Origin of the sequence: Leucothrix mucor DSM 2157 (assembly GCF_000419525.1) — a bacterium.
In the GTDB taxonomy this organism is placed as follows: domain Bacteria; phylum Pseudomonadota; class Gammaproteobacteria; order Thiotrichales; family Thiotrichaceae; genus Leucothrix; species Leucothrix mucor.
This window is the reverse complement of sequence record NZ_ATTE01000001.1, coordinates 4,781,354-4,800,814: the sequence shown is the minus strand read 5'-3', so window position 1 is coordinate 4,800,814 and position 19,461 is coordinate 4,781,354. Positions and strand designations below refer to the sequence as shown.

At 48.5% G+C, this 19,461-nt stretch carries 16 protein-coding genes; 2 read left to right on the top strand and 14 right to left on the bottom strand.

What is annotated here, in order from left to right; translation table 11 throughout:
• Nucleotides 1-15 precede the first annotated feature (15 nt).
• The 9 genes from LEUMU_RS0122035 to rplM all read right to left on the bottom strand — a co-directional run bounded on the left by LEUMU_RS0122035 (nucleotide 16) and on the right by rplM (nucleotide 9,892).
• Complete coding sequence (locus LEUMU_RS0122035) at nucleotides 16-1,239, bottom strand: IscS subfamily cysteine desulfurase (protein ID WP_022954468.1); 1,224 nt, start codon at nucleotides 1,237-1,239, stop codon at nucleotides 16-18.
• Nucleotides 1,240-1,270: 31 nt separating this feature from the next.
• The gene (iscR, locus tag LEUMU_RS0122030; RefSeq protein ID WP_022954467.1) at nucleotides 1,271-1,747 is read right to left on the bottom strand and encodes a Fe-S cluster assembly transcriptional regulator IscR; all 477 of its coding nucleotides are present in this window, start codon (nucleotides 1,745-1,747) and stop codon (nucleotides 1,271-1,273) included.
• A 70-nt stretch (nucleotides 1,748-1,817) separates the two neighbouring features.
• Nucleotides 1,818-3,485, bottom strand: a complete 1,668-nt coding sequence (locus tag LEUMU_RS0122025; protein ID WP_022954466.1) for an ABC transporter ATP-binding protein — start codon at nucleotides 3,483-3,485, stop codon at nucleotides 1,818-1,820.
• A complete protein-coding gene (locus LEUMU_RS0122020) occupies nucleotides 3,482-4,666 on the bottom strand; it encodes an ABC transporter permease (protein WP_022954465.1) in 1,185 nt (394 codons plus the stop codon). Before LEUMU_RS0122020 ends, LEUMU_RS0122025 begins: the two co-directional genes overlap by 4 nt.
• The gene (locus tag LEUMU_RS0122015; protein ID WP_022954464.1) at nucleotides 4,659-6,038 is read right to left on the bottom strand and encodes an ABC transporter permease; all 1,380 of its coding nucleotides are present in this window, start codon (nucleotides 6,036-6,038) and stop codon (nucleotides 4,659-4,661) included. The genes LEUMU_RS0122020 and LEUMU_RS0122015 overlap by 8 nt, the downstream gene beginning before the upstream one ends.
• A gap of 16 nt (nucleotides 6,039-6,054) precedes the next feature.
• Nucleotides 6,055-7,959 (bottom strand): peptide-binding protein, encoded by a 1,905-nt coding sequence (locus LEUMU_RS0122010; RefSeq protein WP_022954463.1) that lies wholly within the window; start codon nucleotides 7,957-7,959, stop codon nucleotides 6,055-6,057.
• Between the two features lie 86 nt (nucleotides 7,960-8,045).
• Nucleotides 8,046-8,864, bottom strand: a complete 819-nt coding sequence (locus LEUMU_RS0122005; RefSeq protein ID WP_026745027.1) for a porin family protein — start codon at nucleotides 8,862-8,864, stop codon at nucleotides 8,046-8,048.
• Nucleotides 8,865-9,041: 177 nt separating this feature from the next.
• Nucleotides 9,042-9,434, bottom strand: a complete 393-nt coding sequence (rpsI, locus tag LEUMU_RS0122000; RefSeq protein WP_022954461.1) for a 30S ribosomal protein S9 — start codon at nucleotides 9,432-9,434, stop codon at nucleotides 9,042-9,044.
• A gap of 29 nt (nucleotides 9,435-9,463) precedes the next feature.
• Nucleotides 9,464-9,892, bottom strand: coding sequence for a 50S ribosomal protein L13 (gene rplM / locus LEUMU_RS0121995; protein WP_022954460.1), 429 nt, complete (start codon nucleotides 9,890-9,892; stop codon nucleotides 9,464-9,466).
• Between the two features lie 260 nt (nucleotides 9,893-10,152).
• Here rplM and LEUMU_RS27315 point away from each other — a divergent pair, with 260 nt between their 5' ends.
• Entirely contained in the window at nucleotides 10,153-11,022 is an 870-nt protein-coding gene (locus LEUMU_RS27315; protein WP_084708163.1) for a YiiX/YebB-like N1pC/P60 family cysteine hydrolase, read from the top strand.
• A complete protein-coding gene (locus tag LEUMU_RS27310) occupies nucleotides 11,019-13,433 on the top strand; it encodes an acyl-CoA dehydrogenase (RefSeq protein WP_084708162.1) in 2,415 nt (804 codons plus the stop codon). Before LEUMU_RS27315 ends, LEUMU_RS27310 begins: the two co-directional genes overlap by 4 nt.
• On the opposite strand, the gene LEUMU_RS0121980 is transcribed toward LEUMU_RS27310, so the two are convergent.
• The 5 genes from LEUMU_RS0121980 to LEUMU_RS0121960 are packed head-to-tail and all read right to left on the bottom strand — an operon-like array spanning nucleotide 13,425 to nucleotide 19,461.
• On the bottom strand, nucleotides 13,425-15,173 hold the full coding sequence (locus LEUMU_RS0121980) for a BatD family protein (protein ID WP_022954458.1): 1,749 nt from the start codon (nucleotides 15,171-15,173) through the stop codon (nucleotides 13,425-13,427). The genes LEUMU_RS27310 and LEUMU_RS0121980 overlap by 9 nt on opposite strands.
• On the bottom strand, nucleotides 15,167-17,089 hold the full coding sequence (locus LEUMU_RS27305) for a vWA domain-containing protein (RefSeq protein WP_022954457.1): 1,923 nt from the start codon (nucleotides 17,087-17,089) through the stop codon (nucleotides 15,167-15,169). Before LEUMU_RS27305 ends, LEUMU_RS0121980 begins: the two co-directional genes overlap by 7 nt.
• Nucleotides 17,086-18,060 carry a vWA domain-containing protein gene (locus LEUMU_RS0121970; protein ID WP_022954456.1) on the bottom strand — a complete coding sequence of 325 codons (975 nt, stop codon included), beginning with the start codon at nucleotides 18,058-18,060 and terminating at the stop codon, nucleotides 17,086-17,088. Before LEUMU_RS0121970 ends, LEUMU_RS27305 begins: the two co-directional genes overlap by 4 nt.
• On the bottom strand, nucleotides 18,053-18,532 hold the full coding sequence (locus tag LEUMU_RS27300; protein WP_022954455.1) for a DUF4381 domain-containing protein: 480 nt from the start codon (nucleotides 18,530-18,532) through the stop codon (nucleotides 18,053-18,055). The genes LEUMU_RS0121970 and LEUMU_RS27300 overlap by 8 nt, the downstream gene beginning before the upstream one ends.
• Entirely contained in the window at nucleotides 18,532-19,461 is a 930-nt protein-coding gene (locus LEUMU_RS0121960) for a DUF58 domain-containing protein (protein ID WP_051156083.1), read from the bottom strand. The genes LEUMU_RS27300 and LEUMU_RS0121960 overlap by 1 nt, the downstream gene beginning before the upstream one ends.

Sequence of the window (19,461 nt, the reverse complement as noted above, 5' to 3'; positions counted from 1 at the left end):
AGTTAACAATCAGTCTTAGTGCTCAGCCCACTCAACAGTACTTAGATCAATACCGTCTTTAAACATATCCCATAATGGGGACAGGTCACGTAGTTTTTCAACCGCAGCACGGGTTTGTTGTATTGCAACGTCTACTTCTTCAGCAGTTGTAAAACGTCCAATGGTAAAACGTAACGAGCTATGTGCCAGTTCATCGCTACGGCCTAAGGCACGCAGAACATAACTTGGCTCAAGGCTGGCACTGGTACAGGCTGAACCGGAAGATACCGCGATATCTTTCAAAGACATCATCAGACTCTCACCTTCAACATAGTTGAAACTGATGTTCAGGTTACCGGCAATGCGTTGCTCCAGATCACCATTCACATAGACTTCTTCCATATCTTTGAAGCCATCATATAAGCGGTCGCGCAACATGCGGATGCGATCATTTTCAGTCGCCATTTCTTCACGACAGATACGGAACGCTTCGCCCATGCCTACAATCTGGTGCGTTGGCAAAGTACCTGAACGCATTCCACGCTCATGTCCGCCACCGTGCATCTGTGCTTCGATACGTACCCGTGGCTTACGACGAACAAATAACGCACCGATACCTTTAGGGCCGTATGCTTTATGAGCAGAGAAGCTGATTAAGTCAACTTTCATTGCTTCAACGTCGATCAGTGCTTTACCGATACTTTGCGCCGCATCCACATGGAATACAATCTTACGGTCGCGACAGATCTCGCCAATCGCAGCAATATCTTGGATGACGCCCGTTTCATTGTTCACGTGCATAATAGAGACAACCGTCGTGTCATCGCGCAGTGAATCTTCGAATACTTTCAGATCCAACAAGCCGTTTGGCATTGGGTCAAGGTACGTGACTTCAAAGCCTTCACGCTCCAACTGACGGCAAGTATCTAATACTGCCTTGTGCTCAGTTTTCATCGTAACGATGTGCTTACCACGACGTTCGTTGAAGTGAGCCGCGCCTTTGATAGCCAGGTTGTCTGATTCAGTCGCGCCACTAGTCCATACGATTTCGCGTGCATCAGCGTTGATTGTCTTAGCGACTTCTTCGCGTGCTTCTTTGACCAGGTCTTCTGCAGCCCAACCGATTGCATGACTACGCGATGCCGGATTTCCGAACACACCATCCAGCGTTAGACACTTCATCATCTTCTCAGCAACACGAGGATCTACCGGTGTTGTTGAAGAGTAGTCCATATAAATGGGTGTTTTATAATCACTCATGGGATATTACCTTGTTCAATTCCTGAATATTTTAGCAACCGCTCAAATTGTGCAGCGTTGCTTCTTTTACAGCCTTCGTATCTTGTCTCGCCGCAACTTCTAACACTTCTTTGCGGCTCATCATATCTTCAAGCGTGATGTCATCGAGAAAACTCTGAATTCGTCCACTCAGGTCGGCCCACAAATCATGGGTCAGGCAGCGTTTTGTCTGTTGGCAATCACCGCTGCCACCGCAATTGGTGACATCTACATTTTCATCTACCGCCAGTATAATACTGGACATGGCAATTTCTGATGGCGTGCGGCTAAGGCTATAACCACCGCCCGGGCCTCGCATACTTACTACCAAGCCGCGCTTACGTAATTTGGAAAATAACTGCTCCAGGTAGGATAATGAGATATCCTGCCTTTCCGAAATGTCCGCAAGTGACACCGGGCCGCTTTTGCTGTGTAGCGACAAGTCCAGCATAGCGGTTACTGCGTAACGGCCTTTGGTTGTCAATTTCATGGCTGATGCTCCGTTCTGGAATACTGCATTTGCGCGCATGTTAGAATACCTGACAAAATTAGTCAAGTACTCACAAAATCTTTGACAGATTAAGCCTCGGCACTGCATTCAGGAGCGTTTGGGTATAGGACTCGCGGGGGTTGCCACACACTTGTGCGGTAGGGCCTTGCTCAACAATCCGGCCTGATTTCATCACGACCGTCTCATCACTTAGGTATTCAACCACTGCAATATTGTGAGTGATGAATAGCAATGTCAGATCACGCTGCTGACGTATTTCCAGCAGTAATTGTAACACTTCCGCCTGCACGGAGACATCCAAGGCACTGGTGATTTCGTCACAAACAATAAACTCAGGGTTTAGAACCAATGCGCGCGCCAAGCCAATTCGTTGACGCTGACCACCCGAAAACTCATGGGGATATCGCCACAAATGCTCTTCGCTCAGCTGCACCTGCTCTAGTACGGCAATTGCTCGCGCAATACGGTCGTCGCGGTTTTCACCAATACCATGTGCGGCCATTGGCTCAGTTAAGGTGGTTACAATTTGTAGCCTAGGGTTCAACGAGGATTGCGGATCCTGAAAGGCGATTTGCATGCGTGGACGTATGGGGCGTAATTCGTTGGCTCTCAAACCGGTTAACTCCACACCATCCAGCTTTACGCTGCCAGAGGTTGGTTTTTCCAGCTGCAAAATCGCTCGACCTAGCGTGGTTTTACCACAACCCGACTCACCCACCAACGCCATAATACTGCCTTTGCGAATAGAGAGATCAACGCCATCCACCGCTTTAACGTGGTCGACTACCCGTCGGAATACCCCTTTGCGAATAGGAAACCAGACATTCAGCTGCTTAACTTGGATAATCGATTCCTGAGTGCTCTCAGCAACTTGCCGCTCACTCAGCACTGGCTTAGCCAGATTTTCCGGCACTGCTGCGAGCAACTGCTGCGTGTAAGGGTGCTGCGGATTGGTCAACACTTCACGAGTGGTACCCTCCTCTACCAACTTGCCCTGCTGCATCACACCAACGCGATGCGCCATTTGCGCCACCACACCAAAATCATGAGTGATAAACAGAACCGCCATGCCCTGCTCTTGCTGCAGCTCCCGCATCAAATGCAGAATCTCAGCTTGTACGGTGACATCAAGCGCAGTGGTTGGTTCATCTGCAATCAGCAAATCCGGCTTACAGGCCAACGCCATGGCAATCATTACCCGTTGGCGCTGTCCACCGGATAATTGATGCGGATAATCATTAAAGCGTGATGCTGCCGACTCCAGCTTAACCTGCTCCATTGCTTCAATGGCTTGAGCACGCGCATCAGCATCCGACAGATTGGGATTGTGTAACTGCAGGGCTTCAACAATTTGCTCACCGACACTAAACACCGGATTTAACGAGGTCATTGGCTCCTGAAAAATCATCGCAATGCGTGCACCACGAATTTTCCGCAAATCCTCATCAACGAGCTCCAGCATATTCACTGACTCGCTTTTTTCCGACTCCCCTCGCCGCCACTCAAATTGAATAGACCCCGAAGGATGCGAAGCAAGACCTGTCGGTAATAGCTGAATAATCGAGAGCGCGCAGATTGATTTACCACTGCCCGACTCACCCACTAAACAAAAGGTTTCGCCACGTGCAATATTGAAACTAACACCCGCGACCGCTTCAACTTTTTCACTGCCACGCCCCAGAGTGGTTCGCAGGTCTTTTACCTGCAACAAACTCATGACACGACTCCAGCTTTGCGCGCCAACTGTGGGTCAACCGCATCACGCAAAGCCTCGCCCATCAGGTTATAGGAGAAAACGGTAAAGAAAATAGCGCCGCCCGGGAATACCGCCAACCACCAGTTAAATACCGATGACTTAACCGCCTCATTCAACATGCCACCCCAAGATGGCGCTTCAACTGGCCCCAAACCCAGAAAGCTCAATGTCGCTTCGGTCAAGATCGCTGCTGCAACTCCAAAGCTGGCGACCACCAACACTGGCGCGATGCCATTAGGCAACATATGACGGAAGAGTATCGAGCGTAGTGATAAACCGCTGGCAATCGCGGCTTGAACAAAGTCCTGCTTACGCAGCTTGAGGAATTCAGCACGCACATAGCGGGCATAACCCGACCAACCGGTGATGCCGATAATAATCATAATGATATAAACGCTGCGACCGAAAAATGCGACAAAGGCCAACAGCAAAAACAATACCGGTATGGCTTCAAAAATCTCAACCAACCGCATTCCAATCATATCGAAGCGACCAGAGAAGTAGCCCATTTGCCCACCGATAATAATTCCGATAAACATCGAAATGCCGGTCGCAATAAATCCGATACTCAGCGCAACCCGCGAGGCATGCACCATACGGCTAGCAACATCTGAGCCGGTTGAATCAGTGCCCATTAGATGGAAACGTCCGCCTTCAAAGGTTGGCGCGGTCAGGCTGGTATCGCCGAAATCGCGTAGGTAGTCACTCGGTGAATAAGGGATTGGAGGCAACACTTGCCAGTCATAAGCACCTGCCGCTACCTGCTCACGAAACTGCTCATAAATAATGGTTTTGGGTGGCGAAAAGAAGGATAGCGCGATCAGATAGCTAACAATTACTGTTGCTAACACCACGACTACTTTTTTCGAAAACTTTATTGGGATTTTCCAAAGCAATAGACTGACAATGAATAACACCATCAAAGCAATATCTTCTGCAGATAAGTATCGCAAAATCGGCGAGGAGACCTCCCCTTGCTGACTGATCAACAGCGGCATACTGTTGGCTAGTAGCGGTGCAAAACATGCAACAAACACCAGCAATAAAACCCAGGTAAAGCCAATGCGTGCGCCCCAACCGGAAAATGCCGTGCGCAAAATATGCTTGGCATAACTTTCACCCACTTGTGCGCGACTAGTCATATTGCACCCTCGGGTCAACCAGCGTGTAAAGCATGTCGGATATCAGATAACCGATCAGCGTTAAAATGCCTGAAATCAAAGTAATGGATAACACCAACTCACGGTCTCTCGCTTGCACTGCCTCAATTACTAACTTACCCATGCCATCAATGGAAAAGATCTGTTCTACGATCACAGAGCCAGCCAATAAGCTTGGTAAGATACCGGCCAAAATGGTAATCAATGGAAGCAAACTATTTCGGAAGACATGACGCCAAAGTACGGATTCTTCATCGACGCCTTTAGCACGGGCAGTGCGAGCGTAGTCGGCATTCAGATTTTCCAAAATGGAGGTTCGCATAATTTTGGCTAAGGAGGCAAAGCCACCATAGGATAAAACAATGGTCGGTAAAATCAGATGCCAAATACGATCCAGTAAATAGCCTCGGGTAAAGTCGCCACCCAGCCATTGCATAGCCAGCATCGACGCTATCGCCAAACCGACAACTGCAAAAATAACGACGCGTAAAATAGGCGATTCACTACGGGCGATTAGTGCTAATACGCCAGCAAGTAGCAACGGCCAGACCGCCCAGTTCAACCATAAGAACTCAGGATGCGCTAATGACATCCAACTACCACCAACTAACCCAACAACCACTGCAATAATGGTTCGTAAATTTCGATTAGTTAAACGTGACAGCATTACAGCCAACATTACGCCAGCCATGCCTAATATAAACAATTTCAGAATATCGCCGACCGAGGACCAGTGCGGCAAGAATGGCATTTGATAAGCTTCACTGGCACTCAACCCACCCGTTGGGAACCACTGCCAATGCTGCACACTGGCAAAAAAGCCGATTAGCATGACGCCGACCAACATGGAAGGCAGTGACCACAACGCCAGCATAATGACATTCGAGCCAACATCGAAGCGCCCTCCCCGATCTCGTGCGGCATTCATACCGACCACAATGGCAATCAAGTAGATCAAAGGAATGGTAATCACATTTAGCAGCAGAGTGATAGGTAGGCGCTCTTTAATCAGCGCAATTACTGGCTGACCAAAAAACACGCTTTCGCCCAGATCCGAGCCTTTAGACCATGAAAACCCTTGCGACTTTCGATCGTCATCATAGATGATGCCGACCGGTGAGACGTTATTCAGCCATCGCAAATACTGCACGGGGGCCGGATCATCCAGCCCATAGCGTTTATTGTAGTAGTCGATTTTCGCCTGCTTTTGCTCGGGCTTAAGATCCATACCGCCCACTAACATTTGACCAGTCAAGCCACCTGGCGACATCGCCATAATGGTAAACACCACTAGGGTGATACCCAGCAAGGTCGGAATCATCAACAATAATCGGCGCAGCAAATAAGTCAGCATTGAATAAGCACCTTAATCACTGATATTTTTGCGCAGCTTTCGGCACGAAAATCTCAACTGGCTGGAAATTGAGATTCAAGCCAGACGGCGTAAGATCAACATTCTCAATTCGCTTATCCAAAAAGACCAAAGACTTACGACGCATTAGGAAGGTGTACGGCTGGTCCTCATAAAAAACCGCCTCAGCCTTTTGCCAAACGGGCATGCGCTTAGACTCATCAACAATGACCCGAGCCTCATCAATCAAACTATCCAGCTCTTTGCTACGGTAACTGATGAAGTTATTACCGCCGGTTTTAGCCTGTGAGCTATGAAACATTTGGTAAATATCGGTTTCAAAGCCACTGCTCCAACCCAATATTGTGGCATCGAAGTTTTTAGTATCGAGACGCTCCAGCATGACTGACCATTCAGTTGGCTCAGGCACTAATTGAACACCCGCTTTTGCGTACATATCTTTGAGCAGCAGCACCAGACTCTTAGTGTCATCGCTACCTTGGGAGTACATGAGCTTAAAGCTAAATGGCTCACCGGCAGCGTCTTCCAGCAGGCCGTCATTATCTCGGTCTTCATAACCAGCTTCTTTTAACAAAGCCTTGGCCTTATCCACATCCGCTTTTCGGGGTAATAAAGCTGGATCATGCTGCTTACTGCGCGGACTAAACGGGCTAATTGCTGCCTCGGCATAGCCACGGTAAATATCACGAATAATGGTGTCACGATCGGTCAAATAGGTCATTGCCTGGCGCACGCGCTTATCGGCAAAGCGGGTCGCCTGCTCCCCAGACTGCTGATTCCAACCAATATAGCTGTAACCTGCCGTTGGAGACATGTATTCAAAGTTGTGACTTTTCTCTTTAATTTGTTCATCTTGCAGCAGGCGGTCGTATTCAATAGGACGTGCCGAATACACATCAATATCGCCATTGCGGTAAGTGGTTAACCGCGCACTGTCATTTTGAATAATCCGCCAAACCATTTTATCGAAACTTGGCTGTACTGATCCCCAATAGCGTGGGTTGCGAACCAATTCGACAGTGCCTTGCTCTGAACTCCAGGATTTAGGGTCGGCCAAGCGATAAGGGCCAGAGCCAATCAGCAAACCTTTTGAATTATTAAAGGCTTCCGTCTTAGTCATGTACTCTTCATAAAAGTGCTTAGCCAGAATCGGAATACCACCCGCTGCGCCAAGTGCCTCAAAGTACGGGTCTTTAAATACGAACTCAACTTCGTACGGCCCTTTAGCCGTGACGCTTTTTACCTTCTCATAATAGGCACGCTCACCCGGCGCATTGATTCCTTCATTCATCATGAAGTCATAGGTAAAGGCGACATCTTCGGCAGTTAACGGTTTGCCATCAGAGAAGGTTACATTCGAGTTAAGCTTAAAGTTAATGACCAGGCCACCATCACTAACCGTCCAAGACTTGGCAATTAGCCCGGTCCACTCCAGCGTATCAGGGTCACGAGTCAACAAGGACTCCAACACATAGGCCTGCACCTCGCTGGCATAGACATCGCTGGAGACATAGGGAGTAATGGTTTTGAGTGTGTTGCCGAAAGTATCAACTTTCCAGTCGCCTTCGGCGTAACTCTCTTGTTGTGATGCTTGATAAGCGCGCCGAAAGGACTCTGGAATGGTGCCACTTGCTTTTGAACCACCGCTAGCAACTACTTTACCATTCGCATCTGATGCAGCTACCTGCTGAACCACCAGCCCTTCGTTCCAAGATTGCTGCAACTTGCTGACAGTATTGCGCACATCGTGAACATCTTTGGCCTGCTCTGTGACAGCCACTTGCATTTCTGTCAGTTTATTCCATTGCCGGTCAACCTGATACATGACCAGAATTAACAGAAGCACTATCAAAGTGAGTAGCACGTAAAGGATCACATCGCGGGCGGTCAGTCTCTTCTGCATGGCAAGCTATCTACATGTTATTGTTAATGTAGACTCACTATAGCGAGCTTAAGTAAAATTATCCAGCAACCAGAGGCGTGGTAGTGCTACCAGTTGAGCTTTACACCAATTGAATTCAGCTGAGATGCCAGCAAGTCGGTGGATGGGTCATCAGACTCGGCGACGTTATTGAATTTTTTCTGCGCATGACTCACATAGATAACACTAGAGTCATTTAACTTGTAACCAGCTTCTAGTGACAGCGCCCAATAGTCACGCTCTGAATCAAGCTCTGCACCCTCAACTTTAGAAGACTCCGCAAAACCAACCGCACCATATTGACCAGACACATAAGCCTTCGGCGTCACCTGATACTTAGCACCAACTAAAAAGGATAGCGAGTCGCCGGACTTTGATAGCGTTGAATCTGCTTCTGGTCGACTAATGTTCGCAACATACTTTTCAGCCACCAGATCAAGACGCACCTGACTATTATTGCGACTTTTATAAGTAAGCCTACCTTTAAGCGCCCCGCTTTCCTGTCCAGACTGGTGATAAGCCATTGCCGCTTCATAGGGACCTTGTTGCGTATTGACCAAAAAACCCACAGTATCACTATCCGTGTCAATATCAGCTGGAGCATATTGCGCACCCACTTCAAATGGCCCAGACTGATTCAGGTAAGTCACTGATGATGCTGCGTCGTCACCCCGAATCACTAAATCGTAGGCAGTCAGCAACCCAAGACCGACATCGGATCGTTCAAGGTTTCTTGAGGAATAATGCGCATCTGCCGCATAAGACAGGTCATAAAGACCTAGAGGTTCGGACTCTGGAGATGAAACAGATGAGGCCGCATAAGCTAAAACATTCGACGAGAATGCCAAAACCGGAGCCATCAAAATGAGGGTATTTGTTATTTTCATTATATTTCCCAGAGTCTGTCGCCACATGAACTCGACTGAGTTCACTAAAGACTAATTCAAGTCTATCTTCGGTGTGGCAAAAATGCAACACAGCTCGTCTGAATGGGAAACGCAAAAAAGCGGCAATGTAAACATTGCCGCTTTTTGTAAAACGTGTAGCCGAAAATCTGTTTGCGATTAACGCTTGGAGAACTGAGTCGCCTTACGTGCTTTGTGCAAACCAACTTTCTTACGCTCAACTTTACGTGCATCACGTGTCAGGAAGCCACTACGCTTCAGGACATCACGATGACCTTCGTTGAATTCAAGCAGAGCTCTGGCAATACCTAAACGGATTGCGCCTGCCTGACCACTGTCACCACCACCGGCAACTGTGACGTTAATATCAAAAGTCTCAACTGAATCCGTCGCATCTAATGGCTGACGAACAACCATGCGAGACGTTTCACGACCAAAATATTCGTCGATGCTCAGCTTGTTAACCGTAATATTGCCCGAGCCATTCTTCATGAAGACGCGCGCAGAAGACGATTTCCGGCGACCTGTTCCGTAGTACTGTGTATCAGCCATTGCTCTGTATTCTCTAATGCTGTTAAATCTTAAACTTCTAAAGGCTGTGGTTGCTGAGCATGATGATTGTGCTCTGGCCCCGCATACACTTTGAGTTTACGATACATGTCACGACCCAGCGGACCTTTAGGCAACATGCCTTTAACCGCTAATTCGATGATACGCTCAGGCGCCTTGGCCTGTAGCTTGTCAAAACTTATGGACTTCAGATTACCAACGTAGCCGGTGTTTCTGTAGTACATTTTGTCAGTAAACTTGTTACCAGTTACTGCCACTTTATCTGCATTAATAACAACGATGTAATCGCCAGTATCAACGTGTGGTGTGTAAATCGGCTTATGCTTACCGCGCAAACGTGATGCAATCTCGCTGGCCAGTCGACCAAGTGCTTTGCCCTCAGCATTTACGACAAACCAGTCGCGCTTAACCTCTGCCGGCTTTGCACTGAATGTTCCCATGTCAATTCTCCAGGAAATGAAGCTAAATCTGTTCGGTATTGATTACTTGAATAGAACGAATATCTAATCAAATTCAAAGAACGCAGCATTCTAGGTTAATCATCGAACTTACTCAAGCGCTTTTTACGCTTTTTTTGAAACTTCCCTTAAACAGAAATTTGCAACCATAGAGCCTCAAGTGAATCTAAACCCGTAATCACAGCGTTTAAGATAACAAGGGTCATGATCGTGTCATAATCATACCAATGGAGGAACGGTTCATGTTGAGCAAACTGCGTAACCTGATATGGAATAAAGTTGTCGGTTGGCTAATCGCCATTCCGGAGGCAAACAGGAACCTGTCCGCAATCAATAACCCCAAGCGATTATTGGAGTCACTCAAGCCAGCTGATGTGATTTTATTTGAAGGCCGCACTCGGGTTGGCGATATCATCAAGCTAATCACGCTCTCGCCATGGATTCACTCTGCCCTGTACATTGGTCGCCTGAGCGAAGTCAAAGATCCGGCCATTCGTGCCCGCATTCTGAAGTTTTACGATGGCGATCCAAATGAACAACTGGTGATCGAATCCTTACTGGGTTATGGCACCGTGGTGAGGCCCATGAGTGACTACATGGATGATAACCTTCGAGTCTGCCGCCCCACTCATCTACGACCCAAAGACCAACAAAAAGTCGTCTGCTTTGCTGCTGAGCATTTGGGACTCTCTTACGATGTCAGGCAACTGCTAGATTTGGCCCGCTTCTTTTTCCCTTACGGCTTACTACCTAGGCACTGGCGCTCCACGTTATTTCAACACAACGCAGGTAAACCGACGCATGTGGTATGCTCAGGAATGATAGCAAGATGCTTTCAAAGTGTTGATTACCCCATTTTGCCGGTTGTGGTAACGGACAATAACGAATACAAAAAAATCTATAAACGTAATTTCCGATTATTTGTACCCGCTGATTTTGACTACTCACCTTACTTTGAGATCGTCAAGTTTCCAGACCTAGATCTGTCACACGGCCACTCCCATCGCTATCTACCTTGGGAAACTGGTGAAGGTGACGAACTGCCATTAATCGCCGAACGCTCCGAAACATCAAAACCCTCGCGAACCATCCTTGAAGGAGGCTCATCATGATCTCATCACTTCTCGCACTCATCAGCCTATTAGTCATTTTACTAATAAGCGGCTATTTGCGACTATCTTTGGTGAAAACAGCCCCATTTATACTGACTTGGTTAGCCGGTATATTTATCTTTGATGCATGGCATAACGGCATCTGGTTCATTGCCATCCTTTGCGTTTTGAGCTTGGTAATTATCTACTACGAGCCCTTGCGCCTAAAGTTAATCAGTCGTCCCGCGCTTCGCTTACTCAAACAGAACCTTCCCAGAATTTCCGATACCGAACAGCAAGCACTGGAGGCAGGCAATACTTGGTGGGATGCTGAACTGTTTTCCGGCAAACCAAAATGGCCCCACTTACGCGATCTCGCCAGTAGCAGCTTAACGCCCGAGGAAACCGACTTCCTGAATGGGCCGGTTGAGGTGCTCTGTAAAAATCTGGATGACTGGAAGATTACTCACGAATTGCTAGATCTCCCTCCCGAAATCTGGCAAACCCTGAAGCGTGAAGGCTTTTTCGGGATGATTATCCCAGTGGAATATGGCGGGCTTGGTTTCTCTGCACTGGCGCATTCAGAAGTGGTCATGAAAATCGCTTCACGCAGTATTACGGCGGCAGTCACCGTGATGGTGCCTAACTCTCTCGGCCCTGGTGAGCTACTGCATCGCTATGGAACGGCTGCACAAAAAAGTTATTTTCTACCACGTTTAGCTCGTGGCGAGGAAATCCCCTGCTTCGCGCTAACCGGACCTGAAGCTGGTAGCGATGCCAGCGCCATTCCAGATATTGGCGTGGTGTGCAGACAACGCTTTGAAGGCAAAGATGATGTTTTAGGTATTTGCCTTAACTGGGAAAAGCGCTATATCACACTAGCCCCCGTTGCCACACTACTTGGCTTAGCCTTCCAACTTAAAGACCCTGATCATTTGCTGGGTGATGAAACGGAAGTCGGGATTAGTCTGGCACTCATTCCAACGACAACTGCGGGGATCAGTATCGGCAAGCGGCACTTCCCACTGAATATCCCTTTCCAGAATGGTCCGGTATGGGGTGAAAACGTATTTATCCCCATGGACTGGTTAATCGGCGGGCCGGAGCATGCCGGTAAAGGCTGGCAAATGTTGGTGGAGTGCTTAGGCGAAGGACGCGGAATTTCGCTTCCCGCACTCGCCACGGGAGCCGGAAAGCAGCTTTCCCACGTTACTGGCGCTTATGCCGGTGTACGAAAACAGTTTGGCAGCATTATTGGTCGTTTTGAAGGCATTGAAGAGCCGCTGGCAGAGATTTTAGTGCAGACCTATATCATGGACGCCGGACGTCGCCTGACTGCCACTGCGATCGATCAGGAGCAGAAACCAGCGGTCATTACGGCACTGCTAAAATACCAACTAACCGAGCGGATGCGTCAGATTGTCAATCATGCCATGGACATTCACGGAGGCTCGGGAATTTGCATGGGGCCGGATAATTTCATTGCCCGCATGTATCAGGCAGTACCCATCGGAATTACCGTGGAAGGCGCGAATATCTTAACCCGTAGCTTGATTGTATTTGGTCAGGGTGCGATTCGTTGTCACCCCTATTTGCTGACCGAAATCAAAGCAGCACAATCGGATGATTTAAAGCTGCTGGATAAAACACTCATGGCGCATGTTGGCTTTGTGATGAGCAACTTAGCCCGCAGTGTTTGGTTTGGTATGAGCAATGCCTACTTTGAATCACCCGGCACACCGATGACGCGCAAGTACTATCGGCGCTTGACGCGCCTGAGTGCCAGCTTTGCCCTACTAACTGACTATGCTTTGCTGACTTTAGGTGGCACTTTGAAGCGCCGCGAGCGCCTATCTGGACGCTTTGCCGATATTCTGGCAAACCTCTACCTTTGCTCCGCAGTGCTAAAACACTTTGAAGATCAGGGTGAGCCAATTGCTGACCTGCCCTTACTGGACTACAGCTGCCAAAGTCTGATTCATGATGCACAGCAAGCGATGTTAGCAGTGTTTTACAATCTACCCGCGCCACTCTTCGGCAAAGTGCTGCGGCAGTTTATGTTTCCCTTTGGCAAGCCCTACTCGCCACCCAGTGACAAATTGATTCATCAGGTAGCTCAGCTCGGCCTTAAGCCAAGTGCTACTCGTGCTCGCTTATGTAGTGGAATCTATATGAGCAACGACCCAACCGATCGTACCGGACGCATTGAGCATGCTTTTCAATTAGCCACGGAAGCCAAAGCGGCAGAAACACGTCTACGCCGACTACGCAAAGATGGCAGGTTATCGACACATACCGAAGAGGAGCGAATTGAGGAGGCGCTGCGTTATCAACTGATCACTGAGGATGAGGCAACGCTGCTGAAAAATGCCCGAATCGCAATGTTGAATGCCATTCGGGTGGATTCATTTGAACCAGAGGAGCTATTGTGAGATTGGGTGCAATGGCCTTAGTGCAACCACCGGAGTTGCGGAGGCCTTAGCACCATAGGCCTGAACAGCCTGCTTTAGTGTGCGGCCATTCCATTGGGCATCCTGCTTAGCATAGCGGGATGCCGATAGCTCACGAACCGCGGACACCATTGCCTCATCTCCACAGGTTTCAAAACCGGCTAAAGTTGTCGGATAAATACCAACACTAGCGGCCCATGCTGGCAATGCTGAAATAGCAGCCGCTGAATCATTCGCATTACAAGCCGCGATGACTTTACGCGTCGCTTCCTGCTGAATTTGTTGCTGCTGAAACTCTGGAGATTGGCGCTTTTTACGATTACGACGCGTAATGAAAACTAACCCCAAAATCAATAGTGCTGATGCGCCCAAGCCCGCTGCGAGTTCTTTGCGATGTAGTTGGGCTTTAGCCATCCAATCATCCATTAAAGTATTGATACCTGACATCAACTCAGTCGTACCTACTTTTGATAACGTCTTATCATCCGCTTGATTGATAGGCTCAGGCTCATTTACTTTCGGCTCTGCAGGTTCAGCACTTACCGGCGGGGTATTAGCAGTAATAGCTGCCCCACTCACTTTTATCGTGACCGGGTCTAGGCGGGCAATCTTTTGCTTATCCGCTTTCGTATCCCACCAAGGAATTTCAACCGCAGGAATCGTGTATTCCCCATTTTTATTAGCCACCAATACGATCGTTTCCTGACGCATTCCACCAATACCGCTAGCACTTTTCTGATTCTGGAATACCGGCTTTTCAGGATAGATTTTAATGTCGTCCGGCACGGGTAATTGAATTTCAGGCAGCGTCTCGGCACGCTTACCTTCAGCAATCAAAGCAATAGTCACGGTAACCGGCTCGCCTGCTTGTAATGATTCTGGTGGCATCGACCAATTAATGCTTAAGCTAACTTGAGAAGCAGCAAGCCATTCGCTACCCGTAAAACTTGCGGGCTTCGCCTCAATCTCTACTGAAGCTGCGGCAGAGGAAGCACTAATTCGAGTCCCACTATTCGGGAAATACTGAAAAGGATCTCGCTGCGTACTGCGAGCCAAGCTGCCACGAAATACGGAGGGCGCAAATTCCAGCGTACCCACTTCTTGTGGATACACTGCATAATAACGACTCAGGCGCTGATAAGGCCTACCGTTTAGAGTGGTGCGAATTGGATTAGATGAGCCTAAAAACTCAATATCAGCCTTACCTTTGGCAATTCTCGGGCTGGAAATCGAAGCGTTATCAACCAATGGCCGCGAATAATACAAACGCTGCACATAAATTACCTGCCCTTGCACATAAGGGTGTAACGGCGAAACCTCAACCTCCATCAAGGCATCGTCATTAGTCACTTGTTGCGTGGGCGTATCGGTGACTGTAATGGTAATGGCCTGTGATTGAGCACCGCCAACGGTTAAAGCTGGAATCGTTAGCTCACCGGTGTGATTCGGCGACAACACAAAGGTCCAGCTCACATCCTGACTCAGAATGCCATTAATGATACGCGCGCTGGAGCTTTGCGAGTGACTATCTATACTAAAGTCTTGGTAGATCTCTGATAGGTCGGGCCGCCCTGCACCTGCACCGGAGAGCTTGATCACTAGCTGTACTGTTTCATCAATTCCAATCGTTTGCCGATCAACCATTGCTTGCAACACAGGCGCAGCATGACTAACTAACGCGACTAGCAACAAAGCGATCATCGCAATAAAACGCTTTACCATAACTGCTCTCCACCATTATTCACCGGCTGGCGCTGACGATATTGATACTGAAATTTACGACGCCATAAGCCAGCACTATCATCTGGTATTTTGCGTAGCCATTGCTTGGTACGCTGCGCCTGTTGCTTTTCTTCTTCAGTCATTGGTTGTTCGCTCACAGCTGGCTTCGCGGCTTGCTGTTCAGCTTTTTCATCAGCCTCTTGCTCACCCTGCTCCTCCGCTTGTTTGTCTCTGGCTTCCTCGGCTTCTTTTCGAGCTTGGTCAGCCTGCTCTTGCTTGGACTTTTGCTGATCCTGAGCTTGCTGGGTATCCTTTTCGTCAGCGTCTTTCTCTTGCTGACTTTTCTCGCCTTGCTTGCTATCAGCATCCTGATCATCAGACGACTCACTTTTTTGAGAATCGGGCTTATCAGATGAGCCCTGCTGATCTTCTTTTTGTTGCTGCTTAGTGTCGCTCTTTTGCTTATCTTCTGAGTCTTCCTGGTCTTTATCGTCCTGCTTATCCTTCTGCTTTTGATCCTGATTCTGTTGCTCTTGTTGTTCCTTCATTTTTTTCAGTAAATCCTGATTAAACTTGGCATCCGCATGATCAGCTTGTAACTCCAGCGCTTTGCCATAAGCCGCGATTGCCTCATCCAGCTTTTCAGCTTTAGCCAGCGCATTGCCTTGGTTGTACCAATCATCAGCACGCTGATTCTGTGCAAAAATACTGGCCGACTCCTCAAAATCACCATTGCGATAAGCTGCTGATGCTTTCCACTCTGGCGATTCAAATAAGTTTTTAGCCTCTTCTGGCTTCTCTTCCAACAAGGCTTTGTGAGCACGTTGATCTGCATTTAACCATAGCTCATCCCAGCTGAAAGCTTGAACAGGCTGTGGCAATAAAGCACTACTGACCACACATACGGCGGCCAGTGAAAACAGGTACCCTTTACGGAACATCAGCAATGCGAAAGGTATCAGCAGAAACAACAGCCAAATACCTTCATTTTGCCAATGCTCAACCGCTTGCTGACGATCATCCAACACGCCACTATTCTCTGTTTCAAAAAATTGTGCGAAACGATTAACTTCCTGATCGGTAAGGCTCAACTGTTGAAAGAGGCCTCCACCTTGTGCAGCAATCTGTTGCAAGGAGTCGGCATCCAATTGAGCAATAACCACCTGACCTTGAGCGTTACGTAATATTTCACCATTTGACAATACAATCGGCCCGCCATCTGCCGTACCAATGGCGGCTACAGAGACGCGATAGCCAGACTCGTTAGCCGCTTCTGCACGACTTAAGGTTCTGTTTTGGTCAAAGCTGCCGTCTGTAATTAATAAGATGTCGCCCTTGGGGTAACCAGCCTGCTGTAATAACTCAACCGCTTCATCAATCCCGCGAAACAAGCGACTACCTTGTATTGGCATGATATCCGGTGACAGGTTTTTAGCTTGCTCAATGATGTTTTCAACATCATCGGTGAGTGGCGAAACGGCGAATGCATCTCCAGCAAATACCACCAAGCCTGTTTGGCCTTCTTTGCGGTTTTTCAGTAAATCCATGAGCTTGAAGCGCGCACGCTCTAAGCGATTGGGCGTGACATCCGCCACCAACATCGAGCTAGATAAATCCAATACCAGCACTAGGCCCTGCTGTGCCTGAAATGCTGGCGCAGAGCGCTTTTGCCAACTAGGACCCGCCAACGCAATAATGGCAATCAATCCGGCAATTAATAGCAAATGACGCACGGATGCACCGGCTACGCCATCCTGACCACTAATCACAAATGGCCGCAGACGCTCATCGATAAAATGCTGCCATGCCTGACTGTTGCCAACTTGCTTTGCCAGCCACCACCAAACCAACAGGATTAGCGGCAACAGAAAAAACCAATGAGGATATAAAAAGTGAAAGTCTTGGAAATTACTCACAGTGCCTTCTCCCGCATAATCACGGCGGACAATGCCAATAACAGTGCTAGCGCTAAAGGCCAGAAGAATAAATCAGTACGCGGCCGCCATTGTTGCTGGTTACGCTCAATGGGCTCCAAGCGATCTAGCTCTTCGTAAATATCTCTAAAACTGTCGGTGTCGCGGGCACGGAAGTAACGTCCGCCTGTCATATCAGCTATTTTCTTCAGGGTCTCTTCATCCAAACCGGAGGCACTTTGCCGACTGAAAAAGTCCAATGCGTTATTTTGCTCAGAGCCAATTCCGACTGTGTAGATTTTCAGACCATTTTTAGCGGCCATCTCGGCAGCATCTTCGACAGAGACCACACCGGCGGTATTCTCGCCATCGGTCATTAGCACTAAAATATGCTCAGTATCTGGCTCTTCGTTTAGTCGCTTGAGGGCTAAACCAATGGCATCACCGATGGCTGTATTTCGCCCTGCCAAGCCCAACGCGGATTCTTCAAGTAAGCGGCGTACTGTTTTACGGTCGAAGGTTAGCGGAGCTTGCAGATACGCCTGATCACCAAATAGGATCAAACCAATCCGGTCGCCTTCGCGACGCTCAATGAAGTCTCCGGCAACGTATTTAGTCGCCGTTAACCGGTCAACATAGGTGTTACCCAGTTGATAATCCCGCTCTTGCATACTGAGGGATAAATCGACAGCTAGCATCAAGTTGCGTCCACTCATTGGTAACTGCACTAACTCACCAACCATTACAGGACGGGCTAAACCAGTAACCAATGAGCACCAGGCCAACACGACTAATAGCTTTGCTAACCAGCGCCAACTACGTGAGGTTTCAGCATCCACTTGCTCAGGTAAGTCCTGTAAAAAAGGGACTCGTAAGCTTGCCCCATTGCGTTCTGTTTGAGGCTTGAAAATCAACCAAACCAGTAGTGGTATTGGCAATAAATAAAACGCCCAGATCCATTCCCACTCAAGCATCGGATGATCCTCCACAGCGCTGGCGCTTAACCCAATGACGCACCAGTTTCAGCAAGGCTTCGCGATCATAATCACCACTTTGCTGATAAGGCTGAGATGCAATGACTTGACCCACGCCTTGACTGAACTCTTGGCCGCCGCCCTGTCGATCAAGGTATGCAAGCCAATCTTTGCCAACAAGTCCGGCACCGGCTTGGCGCCCATGAAAATTAATCACGATTTGACGTAGTAAGCTTGATAGTGCTTTTAGCCACTCAGCTTTATCCAGCGTTGTATCTTGCGCCAGCTGATCCAGCGAGCCAATGGCGGCTTGAGTTAATTGGCGATGCTTGCGATTACGTGAGCGTTTTAGAATAAGCAATGCCAGAACAACCAAGATTAAGGCAGCCAGCACCCACCAACCGGGGGCTAGAGGCCACCAATCAACAGATGTCGGTAGGTGAATATCTTTTAATTCGTCCAAGGGATTCATTAGAGCACTCCCCTCAGTTTTGCCAATCGCTGCTGCATATCATCCTGCGTGGAGATATTAATCAGGCTGGCATAACATTGCACCGCCAGTTGTTGCAAACGCTCTGAATGACTAAGGTCGCGTTGCTGATATTCATCACGTACTTTATCTTTAGCGGTATTCAACTTTAAAAATCGTAGGCCATCACTGAGGCTGAGGCGGGTACGTTCGGGTAGTTGGTGCTCAAAAGGATCACTAATCACAATCAACGTGACGGTGGCACGTCGGGCAATGCGTTTTAGCTGTTGCTCAGCAGCTTCATCTAAACCACGAAAGTCACTCAGTAACGTCACTTGACAACCAGGAGACAATACTCGGTGTAATCGCCTCCAAGACTCCGCCAAGGAAGGCGCTTGGGCACTAAAGTCTGGCATCTGTTTAGATTCCAGCGATAGCTGCTGCAGTAGATGTAGGACGGCACTTTTACTGCGAGCGGGACGAAGCTCGTCGTGGTTATTAGCCGCTACAAACATGCCACCAACCCTATCCCCGTCAATCCAGCTTTTCCAGGCAACGAGACTAGCAAGCTCAGTCATAACGACTGATTTAAACTGGCCGCGGGTTGCGAAAAACATGCCGGGACGAAAGTCGCACCAGAGTAAAACAGGACGTTCGCGCTCTTCTTCGAATAATTTAGTGTGTGGCTCGCCAGTACGAGCAGTCACTTTCCAATCCATACTGCGAATATCATCGCCGGGGCTGTAAGGACGGGACTCTGCAAACTCCATTCCCCGCCCAAGCTGACGCACATGGTGATTTCCGATTTGACGAGCGGCTTTACGACGACGCCCGCTTTGTTGCAACAAACGAGCCGATTGCTGCTGTTGAATTAAAGCATCCAACGAACTGAAGATTAGGTTTTCACCCATAGCCTGTTCAGTGTTGCTCAT